The following is a 19,985-nucleotide window of genomic DNA, read 5'->3' on the forward strand; positions in this document are numbered from 1 at the left end:
GCGGTTCTTAGTCTGCCTGTCTTCACGTCACCGTTTAAAGTAGAACTATCATGATTGAAGCCGACAGACTGATTACGCCTGAAGCAAGCACCGAAGACGAGGTCATCGACCGCGCCATTCGCCCTAAAATGCTCGAAGACTATACGGGGCAGCCTCACGTATGTGAGCAAATGGAAATTTTTATTCAAGCTGCGCGTAATCGCGACGATGCGCTAGACCATCTACTTATTTTTGGTCCGCCAGGACTGGGTAAAACCACGCTTGCCAATATTGTGGCAAATGAAATGGGCGTGAACATTAAAACCACGTCAGGCCCTGTGCTTGAGAAAGCTGGGGACTTGGCTGCACTGCTTACCAACCTTGAACGCAACGATGTATTGTTTATTGATGAAATACATCGCTTAAGCCCAGTAGTAGAAGAGATTCTCTATCCTGCTATGGAAGACTACCAGCTTGATATTATGATAGGCGAGGGGCCGGCCGCCCGTTCAATTAAGCTAGACCTTCCTCCTTTTACGCTGGTAGGCGCTACCACCCGCGCAGGCTCGCTAACGTCGCCATTACGCGACCGTTTCGGTATTGTTCAACGATTAGAGTTTTACAACGTAAAAGACCTCTCCAGTATTGTGGCAAGAAGCGCGAGCTACCTGAATTTAGACATGAACGATGAAGGTGCGCAAGAAGTGGCTCGTCGTTCGCGTGGCACACCGCGTATTGCTAATCGTTTGTTACGCCGTGTTCGAGACTACGCAGAAATTAAAGCAGACGGCACGGTGGGAGCCGATACGGCAGCGAAGGCACTGGATATGCTTGACGTTGATAAAGAAGGTTTCGATTACATGGACCGCAAATTGCTTACAGCTATTATCGAAAAGTTTGATGGTGGGCCAGTAGGCTTAGACAATTTGGCAGCAGCCATTGGTGAAGAGAAAGAAACCATAGAAGACGTGATTGAACCCTTCCTGATTCAGCAGGGCTTTTTACAGCGCACGCCACGGGGTCGTATTGTGTCGCAGCGCGCTTATCTTCATTTTGGTTTCGCTCCGTCTGAATAATTTACCGTCCCGCTGTAAAAAGGTTTAGATTCGCTTTAAAGGCCTAGCAGGATTGCTGGGCTTTTTTTGGCCACACAGAAAATACAGAAGGCGTTTCAAACGTAACAAGTGAATGCTTGGATGGGGCACGTTATTAGTTTTGCGCTGTTGAAGCGTATTTGAACAATTAGTGTTACGCGTTTGATGAGTACAAGAAGCCAATATTTCTGCTTTGTATAGAAGCTAAATCACAGGCAAAAAAAAGCCCGCTCATTGAGCGGGCTAAAACAACAAGTGTTGAAGGAAATAAATCCAGGGAACTCATGTCTAACAGGAGAAAAACTCTTGCATGACCGTGCTAAGCACCATCACGCTCTGTACGACTGATGCTGAGCATTATAGGGAGAGCAGAAAAAACTACAATTGAGTAAAATTGTTTTTTTGAATTAGAAAAACTAATGTGTTAATCAGGTGTTTAATATTGGTTTACTTTTGATTAAATGTTAGCGTCGGTGGGGCTTGTGGAGTGTTTTTGTTCTGCATTTTATCGCGCCAATTAGTTATTTCAACTTCGCTTTGGATTATTAAATTTTTGGTAAAGGAATAGTTATGCATTTACATCAGGTAAGAGTGTATTACGAAGATACCGACGCAGGCGGTATCGTCTATTATGCGAATTACCTAAAGTTTATGGAGCGAGCCCGTACAGAGTGGCTTCGCGAGCTAGGTTTTGAACAAGACACGCTGATGGAACAATCCATCGCTTTCGTCGTCAAACACGTTGAAATGCATAACTATGCGCCTGCACGGTTCAATCAACTGTTGAGTATTGAAACTCGCGTTGTAGAATTGAAAGGCGCTAGTATGACGTTTCAACAAATTATTAAAAATGAACAAGGCGTTACATTGGTATCGGGAGATATCAAGGTTGCCTGCGTCGATTTGGCCGTTATGAAGCCAAAAAGATTACCACGTACTTTGTTAGGGGAAATTTCGCGTGTCATCTGATCTCACTTTTATTGGCTTGTTTTTACAAGCGAGTTTTATTGTTCAACTAGTTATGCTTTTGTTGCTAAGCGTGTCGATAGCGTCGTGGACGTTTATCTTCCAACGCAGCAAAGCTTTGTCGGCGGCACGCAACGAAATGCGTCAGTTTGAAGACAAGTTCTGGTCAGGCGCTGACCTTAACCGACTTTATCAAGAGCTTTCCGCCAGAACTAACCTAACAGGCATGGGCAGCATCTTTTGCTCAGGCTTTAAAGAGTTTGTTCGCCTGCGCAAGTCTAACACCGCTACCAACGGCATAGTTGATGGTACATACCGTGCCATGCGCGTTTCTATGTCTCGTCAAGTCGAAGAACTAGAAAGTCGTCTACCCTTTTTAGCCACGGCGGGCTCAATTAGTCCTTACATCGGTCTATTTGGAACTGTGTGGGGGATCATGAATGCCTTCATCGCACTAGGTGAAGTACAGCAAGCTACCCTTGCTATGGTAGCGCCGGGTATTGCAGAAGCACTTATTGCAACTGCTATCGGCCTGTTTGCTGCTATCCCTGCGGTTATTGCCTACAACCGTTTCAGCCATCAGGTTGAGAAGCTTGAAAATAGCTACGGTAACTTTATGGAAGAATTCTCTGCAATCCTTCACCGCCAAGCCGTTGCTGCGCAAGCACAACAACAAGCCTAAGCGTTTACATTCCAAACGGAGGACTTGTTATGTATGTAAGAAAACGCCGCAGGCCCGTATCAGAGATAAACGTAGTGCCCTACATCGACGTGATGTTGGTGTTGCTTATTATCTTTATGGTAACGGCGCCGCTTATTTCTCAAGGGGTAAAGGTAGATTTGCCTAAAGCAAGTGCCAACCCGATAGAGCAAGAAGATACACCACCTATTATTGCGTCAGTGGATGTTAAAGGTCGCTACTTCCTTAATGTAGGCGAGGACCAGGAATCGCCAATTAGCGAAGATGAGCTTGGCGCTATTGTAAAAGCACAATTGACCAAAGAGCCCAATACGCCCGTAGTGGTAAAAGGCGATGGACAAGTAGCGTATAACGAAGTGATACAGCTAATGGTGTTATTACAGCAGGCGGGTGTGCCTTCAGTAGGGTTAATGACGGATCCGGTTGAGTAATATAGATATGTCGAAACCTGAAGTGTCGAAAAGCACGTCAACCGCTAGCCACTCGAATAACGCAAGTAACGGTGTAAGTGGTGATAAAAAGAACGGCAAAAGTGCCAAGCAAGCCAGCAGTATAAGCCCAGAACAAGTAGGTTTGTACAAGTCCATTGGTTTGCATCTTTTTATTGCTGCGCTGTTGCTAATTAGCGTCAGTTTCTCTCCTGACCCTTTGCCAAGTATGCCGTCGAATGCGCCTGTGATAGAAGCGACGTTTATTGATGCGCAAGCGATTGCGGATCAAAAAAGGGAGCAGGCACAAGCTGAAGCTCAAGCAAGAGCCGAAGAGCAAGAAAGGCAAAGAAAAGCAGAAGCCGCGGCAGAGAAAAAACGCCAGCAGCAGCTAGCAGCCAAGCGTGCGAAAGAAAAGCGTGAAGCAGAAGCGGCTGAAGCGAAACGTCAAAAAGACTTGGAGCGCTTAGCGGCGCAGAAGGAACAAGAGCGTAAGGAGCGCGAAGCAAAAGTGAAAGCTGAGGCTGAGCGAAAGAAAAAAGAAGCCGCTGAACGCGCTGAAATGGAAAGGATCATGCAAGAGCAGTTAGCGAAAGAACAAGCTGCTCAGCAAGAACGTAGGCGAAAACAGGTACTTACTGAAGTAGAGCGTTATACCGCGCTTATTCAGCAAACCATTAAGCGCAATTTGTATTCAGACGACAGCTATCAAGGTAAAACCTGTCGATTGAATATTCGGTTAGCAACGACAGGGTTTGTTACGAGTATTCGTGTACTCGGCGGCAATGATGCGCTGTGTAGAGCGGCTGAAAGCGCGGTTCGCAGGGCCGAAAAGTTACCGGTATCTGATGCGCCAGACGTTTACGAGCAGTTAAAAGACATTACTTTAAAAGTGGAATTATAGTGGTATGAAAAAACTAGGTTTATGGATAGCGCTTATTACGATGGCATTCAGTGCCAACGTGTTTGCATCCTTAGAAATTGTGATAACCGAGGGCGTAGATAGTGCACGTCCAATCGGGGTTGTGCCATTTAAATGGAAAGGTCAGGGCAGCATGCCTGGCGATATTTCTAAAGTGGTGATGGCCGACTTAATGCGTAGTGGTAAGTTTAACCCGGTATCTGTCGATAAAATGCCACAGTACCCAGAGACAGCGGAGCAAGTGTCTTTCACTGCATGGGCAACACTTGGTGTTGATACCGTATTAGTAGGAAGCATTGAGCCACAAGGAGGCGACCGCTTTCTTGTATCCTATGAGTTGATTGATGTACTTAAAGGGCAGGTTGACAATGGCCAGGCTAAAGTACTCAAAGACGGTAATTTGGTATCGAGTAATGACCACGTACTAGCTGCCCGTCAGGCAGTGATAAACGGCCGAGATTTTCGCCAGTATGCGCATCGAATTAGCGACATCGTGTATGAAAAATTGACCGGTGTTCGCGGTGCATTTTTAACGAAAATTGCTTATGTCATTGTTCGCGACCGCGATACGGTTGAAAAACCTTATCAATTAGTGATTGCAGACTACGATGGTGAAAATGAAACGCGCTTGCTGTCTTCTCCCGAGCCGCTTATGTCGCCAGTGTGGTCGCCTGATGGCGAGAAGCTTGCCTACGTGAGTTTTGAAAATCGTAGACCGCAAATATTCATTCAGAATATCTACACCAGCGAGCGTGCGCGCATTACTGATTTCCCTGGAATAAATAGTAGCCCGGTGTTTTCACCAGATGGCAAGCAACTTGCAATGGTTTTATCGAAAGATGGAAACCCTGAACTCTATGTGATGGACTTAGCGACGAAAAATCTTCGCCGAGTTACACGCAATAGAGCGATTGATACGGAGCCTGCGTGGCTACCCGATGGCAGCGGTTTAATATTTAGCTCGGAACGGGGTGGTAAACCCCAGATATATAGCGTAAATTTAAATTCTGGGAAAGTAAGGCGCGTTACCTTCGTAGGTGAGCAAAACCTTGGCGGTACGCTAACCCCTGACGGTAAGCAAATGATTATGGTTAACCAAACTAATGGGAACTATCACATTGCTAAGCAGTCTTTGGATGGTGGATCTCCTCAAGTACTGACACGGACGTACTTAGATGAATCACCAAGTGTAGCGCCGAATGGAAGCATGATTATTTACAGCACCCTTCACGAGGGGACTCAAGTACTATCACTGGTCTCTTTAGATGGGCGTTTTAAAGCTAGGTTACCAGCAGCCAATGGGCAAGTTAAATCGCCAAGTTGGTCACCATTTTTGTTCTAACAATTTAACGACTAAACAATAAAATTTAAGGATTAGTAGGATGCAAATGAATAAAGTGATGAAGAGCTTCATTATCGCATTGCCAGTAGTGACAATGATGGCATGTTCTTCAGGCCCTAGCGAAGAAGAATTGGCAGCAGAGCGTAACCGTCTTGCGCAAGAACAAGCGGCTGCGGAAGCGGAAGCACGTGAAGCAGAAGCACAGCGTGTTAAAGCAGAAGCTGCACAGCGTATGAAACGTCAAGAAGAAATGGTTCAGCAAGAAATGGAAGCGCTGAAGAACGAACAAACCGTTTACTTTGACTTTGACCGCTCAAGCATCAAGCCAGAGTTTCAGCGTATTCTAGACAAGCACGCGGCGTTCTTGGTGAAAAACCCAAGCACTAAAGTGACTATTGAAGGTCACACTGACAGCCGTGGTACGCCAGAGTACAACATTGCACTAGGCGAACGTCGTGCACAGTCTGTTGAAACTTACCTACTTAATGCTGGCGTAAGCAGCAGCCAAGTAACAGTAGTTTCATACGGTGAAGAAAAACCAGCAGTGATGGGTTCTACTGAGTACGCATTTGCTCAAAACCGTCGCGGAGTGGTTGTTTACCGCTAATGACTATTCTAACGAATAAGACATTAAAAATGGGCGTCACGTTATGTGCCGCCCTTGCTGTTTCTACCGCATTTGCGCAAGCGCCTGTGGTAGACGCCAATGGCGGCAGTGAATTAGAGCAGCGTATTGTAGTGCTTGAGCGTATTGTTAAGAGTCGAACTGAAATGCAGCACAGGTTGCAAACGCAGTTAGATAACATGCAAATGGAAGTCGACCAGCTGCGTGGCGCGGTTGAAGTTAATACCAACGAACTTCAAAAAGTACTTGAGCGTCAGCGTGAGCTTTACCTTGAAATAGATAAGCGCGTAGAAGCCCTCAAGCAAAGTGGTGCGCTACAGGGTAGTGCTATGCCAAGTGCAGGTGTTGATTCGGGCTCTGTAAGCTCTCCAGCAGCATCTACGCCAACGCAAGCGCCGCAAGCAGGTGAAGATGAAGCGTATGGAAATGCAGTGAATCTGATCCTTAAGTCACGTGAGTACGATAAAGCCATTCCTGCATTTCAGTCGTTCATTTCGCGCTTTCCCAACAGTGGTTACGCACCAAACGCGCACTATTGGTTAGGGCAACTGTTGTTTAATAAGCAGCAGTGGAGCGAAGCAAGTGAGCAATTTAATATTGTAGCTAATCGCTTTACCGATTCTGCCAAGCGCCCTGACGCCTTATTAAAACTAGGTGTCATTGCTGAGCGAACGGGAGACAGTTCAACAGCGCGTCAGCTGTTCCAACAAGTTGTAAATGATTACCCTGATTCTTCGGCTAAACGCCTCGCTGAATCTCGGTTAAATAACTTGTAATGAACAAAGCCTCTTTTAAAGAGGCTTTTTTATGAGTTAGAGAAAAGTTTTTTTCAAAAAATTCCATTTAGAGTGCATAAAACTTCTGCACTAAATTTCACTGTATTTCGTAGATATCTGACTAAACTCATTTAGTGCTGGTATAAATACTCAGCGATTTGTTTTCATTTTGACCGTTTAGTCGTAATTTGACAGAAAAATGAAAATAAAAGGACGTTATGGGTTGCGTCGAATAAAAATCTGAGTATTATATGCCGCCGTTGCCAAGACACAGGCAACAACAGGAAAGAAAGGGTCGTTAGCTCAGTTGGTAGAGCAGTTGACTTTTAATCAATTGGTCGCTGGTTCGAATCCAGCACGACCCACCACTTTCTCTCCTAGCATCAAATGATGGGTCGTTAGCTCAGTTGGTAGAGCAGTTGACTTTTAATCAATTGGTCGCTGGTTCGAATCCAGCACGACCCACCATCATTTGAATTGCTAAACTTATCTTTGTGTTACTTGATGGGTCGTTAGCTCAGTTGGTAGAGCAGTTGACTTTTAATCAATTGGTCGCTGGTTCGAATCCAGCACGACCCACCATCAAGTATTCTTAATGTTCAAACAACACTACTCAAATCGCACTTTCTGAAATCCAACTTTTATTTCTCTTTGTACTGTCACTTATCTCATTTTTACTTTGATCTGGTTAACTTAACCCCATGTAGTAGAAGAGTAAGTACAAATACGACTATTTAATTACGCTTATGTTGAATAGGTAGTATGTAATTTTTATGACAGTTGGGTATAATCCGCACCCTTGTCGCAACAGAGATGTAGGTTAATGTCAGTAGCATTTCGAGTGGATCAGGTAGAGTACCCGTTCCCAGCAAAACCACAGCCATTATCAGAAGCACGTAAAGCTGAGTTAAAGGCAGAGATCAAAGCCTTACTAAAGGCTCGCAACGCTGTGCTTGTCGCACACTATTATACCGACCATGAAATTCAGGCGCTTGCTGAAGAAACCGGCGGTTGTGTAGCGGACTCTTTAGAAATGGCGCGATTTGGTAGAGATGTAGAAGAGCAAACATTAATTGTTGCTGGCGTTCGCTTTATGGGCGAAACGGCAAAAATTCTTAGCCCAGAAAAGACCGTGCTAATGCCTACCCTTGAAGCGACCTGTTCCCTTGATATCGGTTGCCCGGTAAAAGAGTTCAGCGAGTTTTGTGACCAACATCCTGATCACACCGTTGTGGTTTACGCGAATACTTCGGCCGCTGTGAAAGCGCGCGCTGATTGGGTAGTGACTTCAAGCATCGCGCTGGAAATTGTTGAGCACTTAGACAGTCAGGGCAAGAAAATCATTTGGGGCCCTGACCGACACTTAGGTTCGTACATTGCCAAGCAAACCGGTGCCGACATGCTAATGTGGCAGGGCGAGTGTATTGTTCACGATGAATTCTCTGCGCAAAAACTTGCCGATATGAAGGCGCTATATCCAAACGCAGCGGTTCTAGTTCACCCTGAATCACCCGCAAGTGTAGTAGAGATGGCAGACGCAGTTGGCTCAACCAGTCAGCTAATAAAAGCCTCGCAAACTATGGACAACGACACCTTTATTGTTGCCACTGACAAAGGCATCTTTTACAAGATGCAACAACTTGCTCCAGAGAAGACGTTTATAGAGGCTCCAACGGGCGGTAACGGCGCTACGTGTAAAAGCTGTGCTCACTGCCCTTGGATGGCAATGAACGGCTTAGAAGCGATTAAGGCGTCTTTAACAGGCGAAACTGATGGGCACGAAATCTTTGTTGATGATGAATTGCGTAAAGGTGCACTTATTCCACTTGATCGCATGCTTAACTTCTCAGCCGAGTTAAAAGCGAAAGGCGGGCTATAAGCGCACGTTTTATAAGCACTTGTTGAATATTTTCCAGCAAGTTCTTGATTAAGCGCGCGGCTTTACCTACTATACGCGCGCTCAAGGGTTTTCGTAGTTGAAATCTTCTTGATACAAAATTTGGAGAGATGGCTGAGTGGCTGAAGGCGCACGCCTGGAAAGTGTGTATACGTTTATAGCGTATCGAGGGTTCGAATCCCTCTCTCTCCGCCAAATACAAAAAAACCGGCTTTAGGCCGGTTTTTTTTGTGCGTATAAATTAGCGCTGATTACTTCGCAACCTGCTGATATACTTTAATTAAATCTGGAAGCTTTTTCGCGTAAATCGCTTTCTTAGTACCAGGGTGAAGTAGTTGGCTTACGAATGTACGTAAGAAACCAAGTACAAAAGTTTGAACTCGGTCAGCATCTGCTTCGCTTGGATTAGCGATAAGCGTTTCTGTTTCCGCTTGTACTTTATGTACAATTGGATCCATGGTGTCTTTTCCTGCAACAAGGTCGTTACCTGTAACTACACCTTTGCCAAGTAAGTCGCGTACGGCATCGTAAAGGTCCGCAGAAACAGCATTAGTTTGGCCCCAATTTGCGATATTGTACTCTTCAGAAATTTTATCTAGCTCGGCAGTTGGATCGCTAGATTTCAATAGGCCTTCAATAAGTTTGTGTGCTTCGGTTTGTTTTACAGGTGTTGATAATTCTGTCATGATTTACTTGATGAAATAGTGAAAAAGCGTTTTATAAATACTTTTCTATTAGCTGTCAAGTTGGCTAGATTTTAGTTGCACTTATTTTCTATACATATCAATTACTTACACTTCGCCGTGCTGTAAAGGCCGTTAACAGCTATACACTAGGTTATTTATCCATGCCTCTTAAGCTAATCTCACAGTGATTGACATGAAAGCCATTTTCTTCGACCACGATGGTACGCTAATCGACTCAGAAATGACGCATTTCGAGTTATGGAGAACCATGCTTGCGGATATGGGCAAAGAACTGACATTCGATTATTACCACACGCGTATGGCTGGTATCTCAATCATGAACAATGCTAGCGATATCATTCGGGATTTCTCGCTTGCGTTAACACCCCAAGAACTCTTTAAAAAGAGAAGGGCGCTGACACTTCAGTTTTTACAGCGCGAAGCATTTCCGTTAATGCGTGGCGCAAAAGAAGCCCTTGTGTTCTGTAAATTTCATGGCTTACGCGTAGCTATAGTAACGGGGGGCGCTCGGTTGGCGGTTGAAAAGACAGTATCTTTCTATGGCTTTGAAGATATTGTTGAGTGTATCGTTTCTTCTGATGACGTAGTTAAAGGTAAACCTTCACCCGATTGTTATTTAGCTGCCCTATCTCAAATGCGATTGGCTCCACATGAAGTCATGGCTGTTGAAGATACCGAATTTGGCCTGCAAGCTGCCGTCAGTGCAGGAATTAAAACAGTGGCTATACCCACACCCTTGTCGGCTAATCATGATTTTTCTATAGCAGCGGGCGTGTATGAAAATCTTGAGGACTGGACAGCATCGCTTTCAGATATATAAATTGCAGCCTCGCTGCTTTAAAAGTTAATAGAGCAGCGATTATGCCGTCATTCGCTTATCTTCTTTCTGCGCATTCATATTCTGTTTCAAACGAGCAGGGAAGGGCAACGTAAGTAAAGGTCGTTTTGCCTTCCTTTCTTTACCTTTGGCCTCTTCGACGTTCTTCACGACACGAATATTATTGCTACGTAAGATTTCCGCTTCGTTCTCTTTGGGAATTACCGCAACAGCTTCGCTTTCAAACTGACCTTCTGAAACGCTTTCTGCTTCTAGAAAAGCAATACCTGCCTTTTTGCCAAGATTGTAATCGTGACGAAGCTGAGCGTCAGTGCTGCCCAACAGTTTACTTTGAAGTTTGTTAGGCGCAAAAATTTGAATTACCTCAACTCCTTCAGGTGGATTTTCGATAAACGCTAATTCTTTTTGATACGCTTGTTCGTGTTGTAGCAAATAGTCGATAGTTTTTGGGCAGGTACCCGTTGCACACATTACTGCGCTTAGCTTTTGTAGCCAAGGTGATTGTGCTTGAAAGCCCTCGTCCACTGTTCTAATCACTACAATTTTTGTAGCGCCGCGCTTATAAGCCTCTGTGACAGGTAAAGGGGCGGCTAAACCACCATCTAAGTAAAAACCGGTATTGGCAGCTCGCTTGGCTTCAATTTCAGTGTGAAGCGGAACACCTTGTTTGTATAACAGAGGCAGTGCGCTCGACGCTTTAATCAATTCAACCCAGTTATTTTGACTTTTCATTGGATTAAGAAAATATGCTTTTCTGTCCCTTGAGTTCGTAGCAGTGAATAATATTTCTCTATCTGCCACATTGCTTTTAGCCGTATCTAAATCTAATAAACGGTTCGCTTCTTGGGTTTTATCAAAGTACCAGTCTAAATCGACAATATGTTTGCCCACTAAACCACGGCCCATCTGAAAGAAACGCTTATGTCGTGTTAAACCGCGAATAAGACGTTTTGCATAGCCTTTTTGACGTGCAACAAAGCTTGTCAAGTTTTGCGAACCTGCCGAAGTGCCAATAAGGATATCGAAGGGGTCATGCCCTGCATCTAACCATGTATCAAGTACACCTGCTGTGAAAATACCGCGTTGACCGCCACCTTCTGCGACTAAAGCAATTTTGCTATTAGCAGAATTTTCAGCGTTACGAGCATTAGTTGACGCAGATTGTTGACCGAACATGATGACCCTCTATTTGACTATATATAAGTTGACTACTTGGTCTAATTGTAAGGAGAGCACGTCTTAGGAGAAAATTGAAAGATTGAATCACATTAATAGGAAATAACTGATACAAAACGTTTTTTGTTATTGTTGTGTGATTTTTATGTTTACATTTCGATCATTACGAAGCAGTCTGAATAAATAACAGAAAGTTAGGCATGATAGGAAAAGCATTAATGAATATCGTGGTGTTAGGCGCGGGTAGTATTGGTTGTTATGTTGCAGGTTGCTTGTTGGCGTCAGGCGCTGCATTCAACAGTTCGAATACGCTTACGCTTGTTGGGCGACAGCGATTACACGACGACATCGTAGCAAATGGCTTGAAAGTTACAGACTGGCGAGGCCGTAATCAAATGGCGGATGTTCTTCACGTCAATTTTTCTTTAAATAACGATAGCTTAGCTAGTGCAGACATCATCTTACTATGTGTTAAAAGCCAAGATACCAAGAGTGCTGCCAGCATCATTAACCAGTGTGCAAAGCCTCAAGCACTTGTTGTAAGTCTGCAAAACGGTGTGCGCAATGCTGATTTACTACGACAACATCTAGAACAAGTTGTTATTGCGGGCATGGTGCCTTTCAATGTCTTTTACAAAGGAAATGGGCACTTTCATTGTGGTACAGAGGGCAATTTAGCTTTAGAAGATCCCAATAATCACTGTGCCGAGTTGGTGAAGGAGCTTGAAAACGCTTCCTTGCCGGTGACGGTTTATAGAGATATGGCAGCGGTGCAGTATGGCAAGCTCATTATGAACTTGAATAACGCGGTCAATGCATTGTCTGGTATACCGCTTAAATCTCAACTAGGGGATAGGCAATACAGGTTGGTTATGGCTAAAGTATTGTCTGAAGCATTGAGGGTATTAGAAGCGGAAGGAATTACTCCAGCAAGAACCGGTAAGGTCATTCCCAAGCTGATGCCAAAAATTATGAAGCTGCCTAACTTTTTGTTCAAGGCGATTGCTGCATCGACGCTTAAAATCGACCCCGAAGCACGCTCCTCCATGTATGAAGATTTGGTACTAGGAAGGCGTACTGAAATAGATTACTTAAACGGTGAGATAGTTAGGTTAGGCAATAAACATCATATTGCTACACCAGTAAATAGCCATATTGTTGAATTAGTTAAACAAAGTGAGATGGCACAAAAAGGAAGTCCCCACTTACCAGCAAATGCTTTATTATCAACATGACAGTCTGAGCTAATAGCACAATCTATTCACTGCAGTGGGATGTGAGCTTTTAGCCCTGCACTCGGCATACACGGCGGTATTTAGTATTTACCGTAACGGCTTAACCCAGCGTACAGACTTATGTCCTTTATAGTCGACTCGATAGTGATTAGTGCTATGATGCTTTCAAATTCGCTTATCGCCAGGCATAACACCCATGCAGGAAAGTACCAAACTTAACTATGTTGAATTTGCATCCCTTGACCTTGAACGTTCAAAAGCCTTTTTCGAAAATGCTTTTAACTGGAGCTTTACTGACTACGGTAGTGAGTATAGTGCCTTTAGTAATTCAGGGTTAGATGGCGGCATATTTGCAGCTGAACGGGTTTCAAAAGCAGAGAGCGGGGCGCCCTTGTTAGTACTTTATGTTAGTAACATTGCTAAAGCACAACTTAATGTAGAAAGCGCTGGCGGAACAATTACCAAACCGTTATTTGATTTTCCCGGTGGGTGCCGTTTTCATTTTGTCGAGCCTGGTGGCAATGAACTTGCTGTTTGGTCTGAGTCGGCTAACTAGCATCATACTCTTTTCTAATGTTTTACGTACATTACGAGGAATACTAGAAATAAAAAACGCCTTACCAGTTACTGGTAAGGCGTTTTAAGATTTTCTAAGTAAAACAGAGTATTAGTTTTGCTCGAGCACAATGCGCAGCATTCTGCGAAGTGGCTCTGCAGCACCCCATAAAAGCTGATCACCAACGGTGAACGCTGAGATATACTCTGGGCCCATGTTAAGCTTGCGGATACGACCTACTGGAATAGATAGCGTACCGGTAACCTTGGCTGGCGTGAGTTCTTGCATAGTCACTTCACGATCATCAGGAATGACTTTTACCCAGTCATTGTGTTTCGCTAAGATTTCTTCAATCTCGCTAACCGGCAGATCTTTCTTCAATTTAAGCGTAATCGCTTGGCTGTGACAGCGCATGGCGCCTACGCGTACGCAAATACCGTCGATAGGCACTTCGTTGCCTTTTATGCCTAGAATTTTGTTTGCTTCGGCTTGGGCTTTCCACTCTTCACGGCTTTGACCTGAAGGTAGTTGTGAGTCGATATACGGGATCAGGCTTCCTGCAAGAGGAACGCCGAATTGCTCACTTGGGTAATCTGCGCTTCGAATAAACTCAGACACTTGCTGATCGATATCTAAAATTGCGGTAGCAGGATCTTCTACTTTATCTTTTACATTGCTGTGAATAGCGCCCATTTGGCTAATAAGTTCACGCATATGCTTTGCCCCTGAGCCTGAAGCCGCTTGGTAGGTCATTGGCGATGCCCATTCAACAAGATCTTTCTCGAACAGACCACCAAGCGCTAGCAGCATAAGTGACACTGTGCAGTTCCCGCCAACGTAAGTGCGAATGCCTTTTTCAATACCATTATCAATTTCTTTACGGTTTACTGGGTCTAGTATAATGACCGCATCATCTTTCATGCGAAGGGCTGACGCTGCGTCAATCCAATAGCCGTTCCAGCCTGTTGCACGAAGGTCATCATAAACGGCTTTCGTATAGTCACCGCCCTGACAGGTAATAATAATATCTTGTTTTGATAGCGCCACGATGTCGTGCGCATCTTCTAAAACACCTGCATCTTTGCCAGCAAAGTTTGGCGCTGCAACACCCTTTTGAGAGGTGGTAAAAAAGGTGGGCTCAATGTGCGCGAAGTCTTGCTCTTCTTGCATTCGCTGCATTAAAACTGAGCCAACCATACCGCGCCAGCCCACTAAACCTACTTTTTGTTGTGACATTAAATTGAGAACCCTTGTTACTAAAATGAAAAGTACTTCATCATTTATGTTTGTAGCAATAGGCCAATACCCAGACCTTTTCATTCATTGGCGTGTATTGGAAAAACATAAAAGTGATGTCGAGCGCCGCGTGCCTAGCGCACTGGCGCAATACCTGTCGTTTTTATTTTTATCCTCGCAGTCTAAGTGTTATTTAGCGCGCTGGCTAGATGGTTTTTATAAATAATCTATTGCTGATATAAGCATTTTAAACACGATGAAAATGTAAGCTGTTTATTATATAGATTACCTTGAAACTGCTTTAACGAAACCTGCGCTTATCTAGTTGAAGCATTATTGATAACTTAATATCAGGCAATTAATTAAAAGCAAAATTGAGCCAGAACTTTTAAGAAAATTAACGGGTAGAGAGTAATAATGAAAACAGTATTGATTACAGGTGCCACTGATGGTATCGGTCTAGAGACGGTAAAAATGTTGGGTAAAGAAGGTCACAACGTAATTTTACACGGTAGAAATAACGCGAAACTGGAGAATATAAAAGGTGCGCTAGAGGCTCAATTTCCAGGAAGTACGTTTGATACTGTTCAAGCCGATTTATCTTCGTTTGATGATGTAAGGCAACTCGCAATTGCAGTAAAAGCCAAAAACAAACATCTAGATGTATTAATAAACAATGCCGGCGTATTTACAATGGACAATCCCGTCACCAACGCAGGCCTTGATGCCAGATTTATGGTGAATACTATTGCGCCTTATATACTCACTCTAGGGTTAATCGATGTAATGGATGCACAAAGTAGAGTGATAAATGTGTCCTCGGCCGCACAGGCTCCTATCAATTGGAGCGCGTTACGTGGCGAAATTCAGCTCTCAGATGGTGCTGCTTATGCGCAAAGCAAGCTAGCGATAACCATGTGGACCATGAATCTGGGCAGTAAGTACAAAAATAATGGCCCTAAAATGGTATCGGTAAATCCGAAGTCGCTTTTGGGCAGCAAAATGGTGAAAAGTGCTTACGGTATTGCTGGGGGCGACCTAAAGCTTGGTGCACAAATTTTTATGGATGCCGCTTTTTCTGAGCGTTTTGCCGATGTTGCAGGAGATTACTTTGATAATGACCACAATACCTTTGCAGCACCACATCCGTTTGCTAATGAACCTTCTCATATTAAGACGTTAATTGCCGAATTAGACGCCATCATCGCTGCGCATTAACTTTTTGATGCGCTGTAAAATTAGCTTCTCTATTTTACGCTCTGATTAAATAGGCAAAAACTCCAAACACCTTGCTAGTTAAAAATAGGCCTACAAATTGCTTTAAACCTTATTAGTAATCCCTCACAATGTGTGAGGGATTATAAAATGTTGAGATACGTTAGACGAATAATGTAGTTCTTAACATGGACAAAAAGTGAGGAAAGCATGCAGTACGATAGCCACAACAAATTTGCTACGACAACCGTATTTTTACACTGGCTGGTGGGATTAACCATTATAGGGTTACTCGCTACCGGCATTTACATGTCAGAAAATGGCGTTTATACGCTTTATCCATGGCACAAGGCCATTGGTTTTATCATCTTATTTGTCGCGTTAGCCCGCGTGATATGGCGTATGAAGAACGGTTGGCCGAGTGCAGCTGCTAACTACAAACCCATTGAGCACAAGTTAGCCACAGTGGTGCACTGGGTTCTAATAATCGCAACATTAATGATGCCTATATCAGGTTTGATGGCCTCGGTACTCGGAGGGCATGGCTTATCCGTTTTCGGGGTGGAAGTGTTTGCCCAAAACTTTAGTGTAGAAGACCCAGAAAAAACACTGCCTATCAATTACGAACTGTCTAAGCTGGGGGGAGCAATTCACTTCTATTTAGGATATACCGTAATTGTTGCTTTATTGCTACACATTGCTGGCGCACTTAAGCACCACATTATTGATAAAGACGGTACGTTAAAGCGTATGCTGGGCAAAACAATGAGTGAATAAAGTGTGACGCACTTAAATACATTTATCTAGATGTACTATTGAGCGATTAATAGCGCGAAGATGAAAAAGAAAGCCGAGTTATCTGATAACTCGGCTTTTGTATATTAGAAAGGCGCAAAACTATCTTTTGGCGTGTTGGAAACCGTCCATCTCGATCTAGCATTTATCCCATCTCTTCATCATCTAGCCTGCACTGGTTAGCAAAGATAAGGTAGTCGTCTGGTGCTGATATCTTATTTTGTTTTGCTTGATACATGGCAATATCGGCCAGCTTAATTAGTGCATGCATGTTGCTACTTGATTTAGGGTAGAAGGCGACCCCAACGCTCATTGAAACCACCGTTGGTTTAGTATCGTTGTTAAAATAAAAGGGCTGTTTAACGCCACTGTTTACTTTGTCTATCACTTTCTGAACCGACGCTTCATCATCCGCTTGCAGCAACAACATAAATTCATCGCCGCCCCAGCGTATTGCCACATCATTTTTGCGTATTTTTTCTTTCAATTGCTCAGCAACAAAAATGAGAACCTCGTCACCCGCATCGTGACCGTAAATATCATTTACCGCTTTAAACCCGTTAAGGTCGATCAGTGCCAACGCGAACTGGTGTTCCTTTCTCATGAGTTTGGCTATGAACTTTTCACCGCCATTTCTATTGTAAATACCTGTTAACGCGTCGAAATCTGCTTGTAGTGCTAGCTTTTGTAGTTCTTGCCTACGACTAGAAATATCATTTAATGTAAGCTGGTAGTAACGTTCGCCTTCTTCTGTCAGTAATGGACTGGCAATAAGTTGAACCCAAATAGCACTGTCAATTGAATTACTCTTTAGCTTGTACTCTCCCGTCGCAAACTCGTTTCGCGCAAAGGCTTCTTGAAGTGCAGCTTTCATTGCTTCTGGTGTTTCGAATAGTTCGTCTAACAGTTCGCCATAGCCTTGCTTTATTCCAATCTCCGTTTTCTCTACTAAATCATTAAACGCCTCGTTTCGAAGCGCTATAGTGCCATTCTCAGCCATTAACACAGTTGCAGTTTTGGCGTTTTCAAACAGCATTCTAAACCGCTTTTCAAGAAACTCTATTTCTTCTCTAAGCTGACGCTCCTGCGTAAATTGCTCTTCAACTTTATTCAGCAGTTGGTTGGTGTCGTAAACGAGTTTACCTATTTCACTGCGCGAGTGATATTTAGGCGTTGGGATCCGCTGTGATGTTCCAGGTGTGATTTGGTGTAACGAGCGCCCCACTCGTAACATAGGGGAAATAATGATGTAGTAGGTAATCAACAAAGCAACAAAACCTACAACCAGTGCTTCAGCGTATAGCGAGTAGCTGTTGTCGCTACTTATTTTTTCCGCCTGCTGAATAATGTGTTCGAAATTGGGGTAGACATTGACCTCAGCAAGTGATTCTTCTGGCATAAAAGGGTGCCTAACTACAAAGACCCGAGGTTCGGTATTTTTATTAATAGCTTCAGTAACATTGGCTTGATAATAGAGAGACTCACTTTTTATAGAAGCCGCAAGTATTTTGTTAGTTTTAACCAAGCCATTAATGGCTTCTTTGGCTAAGTCTTCATCTTCTAAAAAAGCCGCGATGGACGCGGTTGCCCCAACAGTTTGAAAAAGTTCTTCAATATCATTATTGGCTTCGTTTATTTCGTTCTCATAAGTCACGCGATAAAAGAATTCAGCGGTAGTAAACACCACTAACATTGCCGCTGCGACTAAAAATAGCGAAAAGCGAAAACCTAGACCTTGTATATTAATCAAAACGATATACTACCTTCATACTGTCGGTCACAGTCGACTCATAAACATAGGCCAGTGCCGATACGTCTTCTTTCAGCCGCACCTTAACGTCGTCTATGGTTTGCTCTACCGCGGGAGGTTTAACACGGCCAGAAAATTTAAGTCGCGACCAATACGCATTTACCCTTGCTAGGGGGAGACCCACTAAAGATTTATAGAACTGGCTTTTCAGTTCTGAATCTAATTCTACATCAATAGGCGTGGCTTCTTTGCCATTTGGAAACGCTGAGTACTTACCCATAAATAGGTCAATTAAGCCTTTTTTGTCCAATACCTGCACATCATTGTTAAGGTTGGTCACTACAACAATTTTCTCTTGTGACTGTGCCGCAGAAGCCGCGCTATGCATAAATAGCGCTAGGGCTATAATTAAGGGGATGCGTTTAAACAAACTCATGTTCATTCCCCTTAAAAGCTAAAGCTTAAGGCGAGGAATAGGGTGTGTGCTATACCGCCTTCATCGTCAACGACTAAACCATCACGGGCACGAAGTCCTGTTCCTCTTGCCTTCACATCAGTTCGTTCAACTTGTGCTTTAAACGCTAGATTTTCTCGTAGGTCCCAGCGCCAGCCCACAGAGAATGTCTTCTGTCGGTGAGCTAATGAACTGGCCACTTCTTCAACAAGCATAGCTAGCTCAGCTGTAGCAGGAATGATGGGAAATTCAGGCTGTTCTTCGCTAAGAAAATAGGTATCAGTTTCTGCAAAAGAAAATAGACCGTAAAAGGTATGCGCACCATAAAGGTAACTAATATTTAGAAAGCCGTTAAAAGAAGGCCTTAGTGCGACAGATTCTGAATCAATATGCGAAAGCTCACCGGATACTTCCCAGTCACCTAAATAACGGTTGGCATAAAGAGAGGTATACTGAATAGTAGCGTCGCGAAGTTGCAGTGAATCCGAAAAATCAGCCGCGCCGCTCCAGAAAGGTTGTAATAAATCTACAGCAGAGGTGACTTGTGCTATATCGAAATTATCGTTATTAGCTTCGGTGCGCGTGTGTTTTAACGCTACACTCCAATCAAAAGCGGTTAATTCAATGCCCAGCGTACGCAGGTTGTCAAAGGTAATGGGTTCGAAATCGACACTAGAGAAGTCACTCTCTCCTTTACCCCAAAACCCTTTAACCGATAAGTTAAAGTTTTCGTAGCGTTTAGAGTACCTTACATCAGCGCCATCAAGACTTCTAGCCGGAACAATGCCATAAACTTCCGTGGGTACTTTTACCCAAGGGTAGGCGATAGATACGTCTCTGGTATCACTAAAATGAAAGATATCGGCTGCAAGTCTTCCCGCTCTAACCTGCCATGAAGGCGTTACGTCATAGCGCAAAAAAGCCATCTGCGTTATTGAGTCTATGTCCTGCTCATCTTGCTCTCTATAAACAAATTGCCCTACGAAGTCGAGATTGTTTGACATGCTGTAATCAAGCTGCACGCCAATAAGGCTTAAAGGTTTAAACGCAAAGCCATCCTTTTTTGCAGATTTTGCTTGTGAACGGTCGGTGCGGAATTGATAAGTGCGTGTATCTGCAGTGGCCGTTGCAAGCGTACCAAAACCGCTAATGTTAAGTTTGCTTTGTTCTGCTGCTGCTACGTTAGCTAGCAGCAGTCCGAAGATGGCCGTGAAGAACAAGTACGGCTTTTTCATCATTGTATTGCCCAATTTGAAATCTACGTTAAATGTTGCCGAAAAAGCATTGTTTTGAA

Annotated in this window: 21 protein-coding genes and 4 tRNA genes; 19 read left to right on the plus strand and 6 right to left on the minus strand. The window is 43.8% G+C overall.

Features of this window, described 5'->3' with window-relative positions:
* Nucleotides 1-50 precede the first annotated feature (50 nt).
* The 13 genes from ruvB to ACXAGV_RS14160 all read left to right on the plus strand — a co-directional run bounded on the left by ruvB (nucleotide 51) and on the right by ACXAGV_RS14160 (nucleotide 8,924).
* Nucleotides 51-1,055, plus strand: a complete 1,005-nt coding sequence (gene ruvB / locus ACXAGV_RS14100) for a Holliday junction branch migration DNA helicase RuvB (protein WP_474873795.1) — start codon at nucleotides 51-53, stop codon at nucleotides 1,053-1,055.
* A gap of 588 nt (nucleotides 1,056-1,643) precedes the next feature.
* Nucleotides 1,644-2,042: a tol-pal system-associated acyl-CoA thioesterase gene (gene ybgC / locus ACXAGV_RS14105; protein WP_014948865.1), complete on the plus strand. Its 399-nt coding sequence runs from the start codon at nucleotides 1,644-1,646 to the stop codon at nucleotides 2,040-2,042.
* Nucleotides 2,032-2,721, plus strand: coding sequence for a protein TolQ (tolQ, locus tag ACXAGV_RS14110; protein ID WP_014948866.1), 690 nt, complete (start codon nucleotides 2,032-2,034; stop codon nucleotides 2,719-2,721). Before ybgC ends, tolQ begins: the two co-directional genes overlap by 11 nt.
* A 29-nt stretch (nucleotides 2,722-2,750) precedes the next feature.
* Nucleotides 2,751-3,170, plus strand: a complete 420-nt coding sequence (tolR, locus tag ACXAGV_RS14115) for a protein TolR (RefSeq protein ID WP_061485248.1) — start codon at nucleotides 2,751-2,753, stop codon at nucleotides 3,168-3,170.
* A gap of 7 nt (nucleotides 3,171-3,177) precedes the next feature.
* Entirely contained in the window at nucleotides 3,178-4,071 is an 894-nt protein-coding gene (tolA, locus tag ACXAGV_RS14120; RefSeq protein ID WP_474873796.1) for a cell envelope integrity protein TolA, read from the plus strand.
* 4 nt (nucleotides 4,072-4,075) lie between these two features.
* Nucleotides 4,076-5,431 (plus strand): Tol-Pal system beta propeller repeat protein TolB, encoded by a 1,356-nt coding sequence (gene tolB / locus ACXAGV_RS14125; protein WP_474873797.1) that lies wholly within the window; start codon nucleotides 4,076-4,078, stop codon nucleotides 5,429-5,431.
* A 40-nt stretch (nucleotides 5,432-5,471) separates the two neighbouring features.
* Nucleotides 5,472-6,038, plus strand: a complete 567-nt coding sequence (pal, locus tag ACXAGV_RS14130; RefSeq protein ID WP_014948870.1) for a peptidoglycan-associated lipoprotein Pal — start codon at nucleotides 5,472-5,474, stop codon at nucleotides 6,036-6,038.
* The gene (ybgF, locus tag ACXAGV_RS14135; RefSeq protein WP_474873798.1) at nucleotides 6,038-6,832 is read left to right on the plus strand and encodes a tol-pal system protein YbgF; all 795 of its coding nucleotides are present in this window, start codon (nucleotides 6,038-6,040) and stop codon (nucleotides 6,830-6,832) included. Before pal ends, ybgF begins: the two co-directional genes overlap by 1 nt.
* Before the next feature lie 292 nt (nucleotides 6,833-7,124).
* Nucleotides 7,125-7,200 (plus strand) — tRNA-Lys (locus ACXAGV_RS14140).
* A 24-nt stretch (nucleotides 7,201-7,224) separates the two neighbouring features.
* Nucleotides 7,225-7,300 (plus strand) — tRNA-Lys (locus ACXAGV_RS14145).
* A 38-nt stretch (nucleotides 7,301-7,338) separates the two neighbouring features.
* A tRNA-Lys gene (locus tag ACXAGV_RS14150) sits at nucleotides 7,339-7,414 on the plus strand.
* 241 nt (nucleotides 7,415-7,655) lie between these two features.
* Complete coding sequence (gene nadA / locus ACXAGV_RS14155; protein WP_474873799.1) at nucleotides 7,656-8,711, plus strand: quinolinate synthase NadA; 1,056 nt, start codon at nucleotides 7,656-7,658, stop codon at nucleotides 8,709-8,711.
* A 122-nt stretch (nucleotides 8,712-8,833) separates the two neighbouring features.
* Nucleotides 8,834-8,924, plus strand: a tRNA-Ser gene (locus tag ACXAGV_RS14160).
* Between the two features lie 56 nt (nucleotides 8,925-8,980).
* Here the strand turns inward: ACXAGV_RS14160 and ACXAGV_RS14165 are convergent.
* Nucleotides 8,981-9,415 carry a hypothetical protein gene (locus tag ACXAGV_RS14165; protein WP_474873800.1) on the minus strand — a complete coding sequence of 145 codons (435 nt, stop codon included), beginning with the start codon at nucleotides 9,413-9,415 and terminating at the stop codon, nucleotides 8,981-8,983.
* 193 nt (nucleotides 9,416-9,608) lie between these two features.
* Between ACXAGV_RS14165 and ACXAGV_RS14170 the strand changes: the two genes are divergently transcribed.
* Nucleotides 9,609-10,256, plus strand: coding sequence for an HAD family hydrolase (locus ACXAGV_RS14170; RefSeq protein ID WP_474873801.1), 648 nt, complete (start codon nucleotides 9,609-9,611; stop codon nucleotides 10,254-10,256).
* A gap of 39 nt (nucleotides 10,257-10,295) precedes the next feature.
* On the opposite strand, the gene ACXAGV_RS14175 is transcribed toward ACXAGV_RS14170, so the two are convergent.
* A complete protein-coding gene (locus tag ACXAGV_RS14175; protein ID WP_474873802.1) occupies nucleotides 10,296-11,450 on the minus strand; it encodes a patatin-like phospholipase family protein in 1,155 nt (384 codons plus the stop codon).
* A 218-nt stretch (nucleotides 11,451-11,668) separates the two neighbouring features.
* Between ACXAGV_RS14175 and ACXAGV_RS14180 the strand changes: the two genes are divergently transcribed.
* Together ACXAGV_RS14180 and ACXAGV_RS14185 are read left to right on the plus strand one after the other, a co-directional pair.
* Nucleotides 11,669-12,685 carry a 2-dehydropantoate 2-reductase gene (locus ACXAGV_RS14180; protein WP_474873803.1) on the plus strand — a complete coding sequence of 339 codons (1,017 nt, stop codon included), beginning with the start codon at nucleotides 11,669-11,671 and terminating at the stop codon, nucleotides 12,683-12,685.
* Nucleotides 12,686-12,881: 196 nt separating this feature from the next.
* Nucleotides 12,882-13,241 carry a VOC family protein gene (locus ACXAGV_RS14185; RefSeq protein WP_474873804.1) on the plus strand — a complete coding sequence of 120 codons (360 nt, stop codon included), beginning with the start codon at nucleotides 12,882-12,884 and terminating at the stop codon, nucleotides 13,239-13,241.
* A 111-nt stretch (nucleotides 13,242-13,352) separates the two neighbouring features.
* Here the strand turns inward: ACXAGV_RS14185 and asd are convergent, their stop codons facing one another.
* The gene (gene asd / locus ACXAGV_RS14190) at nucleotides 13,353-14,477 is read right to left on the minus strand and encodes an aspartate-semialdehyde dehydrogenase (RefSeq protein WP_474873805.1); all 1,125 of its coding nucleotides are present in this window, start codon (nucleotides 14,475-14,477) and stop codon (nucleotides 13,353-13,355) included.
* Nucleotides 14,478-14,523: 46 nt separating this feature from the next.
* Between asd and ACXAGV_RS14195 the strand changes: the two genes are divergently transcribed.
* The 3 genes from ACXAGV_RS14195 to ACXAGV_RS14205 all read left to right on the plus strand — a co-directional run bounded on the left by ACXAGV_RS14195 (nucleotide 14,524) and on the right by ACXAGV_RS14205 (nucleotide 16,469).
* Nucleotides 14,524-14,703: a hypothetical protein gene (locus ACXAGV_RS14195; RefSeq protein WP_474873806.1), complete on the plus strand. Its 180-nt coding sequence runs from the start codon at nucleotides 14,524-14,526 to the stop codon at nucleotides 14,701-14,703.
* A 188-nt stretch (nucleotides 14,704-14,891) separates the two neighbouring features.
* On the plus strand, nucleotides 14,892-15,695 hold the full coding sequence (locus ACXAGV_RS14200) for an SDR family NAD(P)-dependent oxidoreductase (RefSeq protein WP_474873856.1): 804 nt from the start codon (nucleotides 14,892-14,894) through the stop codon (nucleotides 15,693-15,695).
* A 207-nt stretch (nucleotides 15,696-15,902) separates the two neighbouring features.
* Nucleotides 15,903-16,469, plus strand: a complete 567-nt coding sequence (locus ACXAGV_RS14205; protein ID WP_474873807.1) for a cytochrome b — start codon at nucleotides 15,903-15,905, stop codon at nucleotides 16,467-16,469.
* Between the two features lie 163 nt (nucleotides 16,470-16,632).
* Here ACXAGV_RS14205 and ACXAGV_RS14210 read toward each other — a convergent pair whose 3' ends face one another.
* The 3 genes from ACXAGV_RS14210 to ACXAGV_RS14220 are packed head-to-tail and all read right to left on the minus strand — an operon-like array spanning nucleotide 16,633 to nucleotide 19,929.
* A complete protein-coding gene (locus ACXAGV_RS14210; RefSeq protein WP_474873808.1) occupies nucleotides 16,633-18,237 on the minus strand; it encodes a sensor domain-containing diguanylate cyclase in 1,605 nt (534 codons plus the stop codon).
* Nucleotides 18,230-18,673 carry a hypothetical protein gene (locus ACXAGV_RS14215; RefSeq protein WP_474873809.1) on the minus strand — a complete coding sequence of 148 codons (444 nt, stop codon included), beginning with the start codon at nucleotides 18,671-18,673 and terminating at the stop codon, nucleotides 18,230-18,232. The genes ACXAGV_RS14210 and ACXAGV_RS14215 overlap by 8 nt, the downstream gene beginning before the upstream one ends.
* Nucleotides 18,674-18,684: 11 nt before the next feature.
* A complete protein-coding gene (locus ACXAGV_RS14220; RefSeq protein ID WP_474873810.1) occupies nucleotides 18,685-19,929 on the minus strand; it encodes a hypothetical protein in 1,245 nt (414 codons plus the stop codon).
* Nucleotides 19,930-19,985 lie beyond the last annotated feature (56 nt).

This window comes from Alteromonas sp. ABH4_453, assembly GCF_056160665.1.

Coding starts and splice junctions, on each gene's coding strand:
- ACXAGV_RS14180 (WP_474873803.1), top strand. CDS start 11,669: ATGAATATCGTGGTGTTAGGCGCGGGTAGTATTGGTTGTTATGTTGCA.
- ACXAGV_RS14215 (WP_474873809.1), bottom strand. CDS start 18,673: ATGAGTTTGTTTAAACGCATCCCCTTAATTATAGCCCTAGCGCTATTT.
- ACXAGV_RS14220 (WP_474873810.1), bottom strand. CDS start 19,929: ATGATGAAAAAGCCGTACTTGTTCTTCACGGCCATCTTCGGACTGCTG.
- ACXAGV_RS14195 (WP_474873806.1), top strand. CDS start 14,524: ATGTTTGTAGCAATAGGCCAATACCCAGACCTTTTCATTCATTGGCGT.
- ACXAGV_RS14165 (WP_474873800.1), bottom strand. CDS start 9,415: ATGACAGAATTATCAACACCTGTAAAACAAACCGAAGCACACAAACTT.
- nadA (WP_474873799.1), top strand. CDS start 7,656: ATGTCAGTAGCATTTCGAGTGGATCAGGTAGAGTACCCGTTCCCAGCA.
- ACXAGV_RS14185 (WP_474873804.1), top strand. CDS start 12,882: ATGCAGGAAAGTACCAAACTTAACTATGTTGAATTTGCATCCCTTGAC.
- pal (WP_014948870.1), top strand. CDS start 5,472: ATGCAAATGAATAAAGTGATGAAGAGCTTCATTATCGCATTGCCAGTA.
- ACXAGV_RS14170 (WP_474873801.1), top strand. CDS start 9,609: ATGAAAGCCATTTTCTTCGACCACGATGGTACGCTAATCGACTCAGAA.
- ybgC (WP_014948865.1), top strand. CDS start 1,644: ATGCATTTACATCAGGTAAGAGTGTATTACGAAGATACCGACGCAGGC.
- ybgF (WP_474873798.1), top strand. CDS start 6,038: ATGACTATTCTAACGAATAAGACATTAAAAATGGGCGTCACGTTATGT.
- tolB (WP_474873797.1), top strand. CDS start 4,076: ATGAAAAAACTAGGTTTATGGATAGCGCTTATTACGATGGCATTCAGT.
- asd (WP_474873805.1), bottom strand. CDS start 14,477: ATGTCACAACAAAAAGTAGGTTTAGTGGGCTGGCGCGGTATGGTTGGC.
- ACXAGV_RS14175 (WP_474873802.1), bottom strand. CDS start 11,450: ATGTTCGGTCAACAATCTGCGTCAACTAATGCTCGTAACGCTGAAAAT.
- ACXAGV_RS14205 (WP_474873807.1), top strand. CDS start 15,903: ATGCAGTACGATAGCCACAACAAATTTGCTACGACAACCGTATTTTTA.
- tolR (WP_061485248.1), top strand. CDS start 2,751: ATGTATGTAAGAAAACGCCGCAGGCCCGTATCAGAGATAAACGTAGTG.
- tolA (WP_474873796.1), top strand. CDS start 3,178: ATGTCGAAACCTGAAGTGTCGAAAAGCACGTCAACCGCTAGCCACTCG.
- ruvB (WP_474873795.1), top strand. CDS start 51: ATGATTGAAGCCGACAGACTGATTACGCCTGAAGCAAGCACCGAAGAC.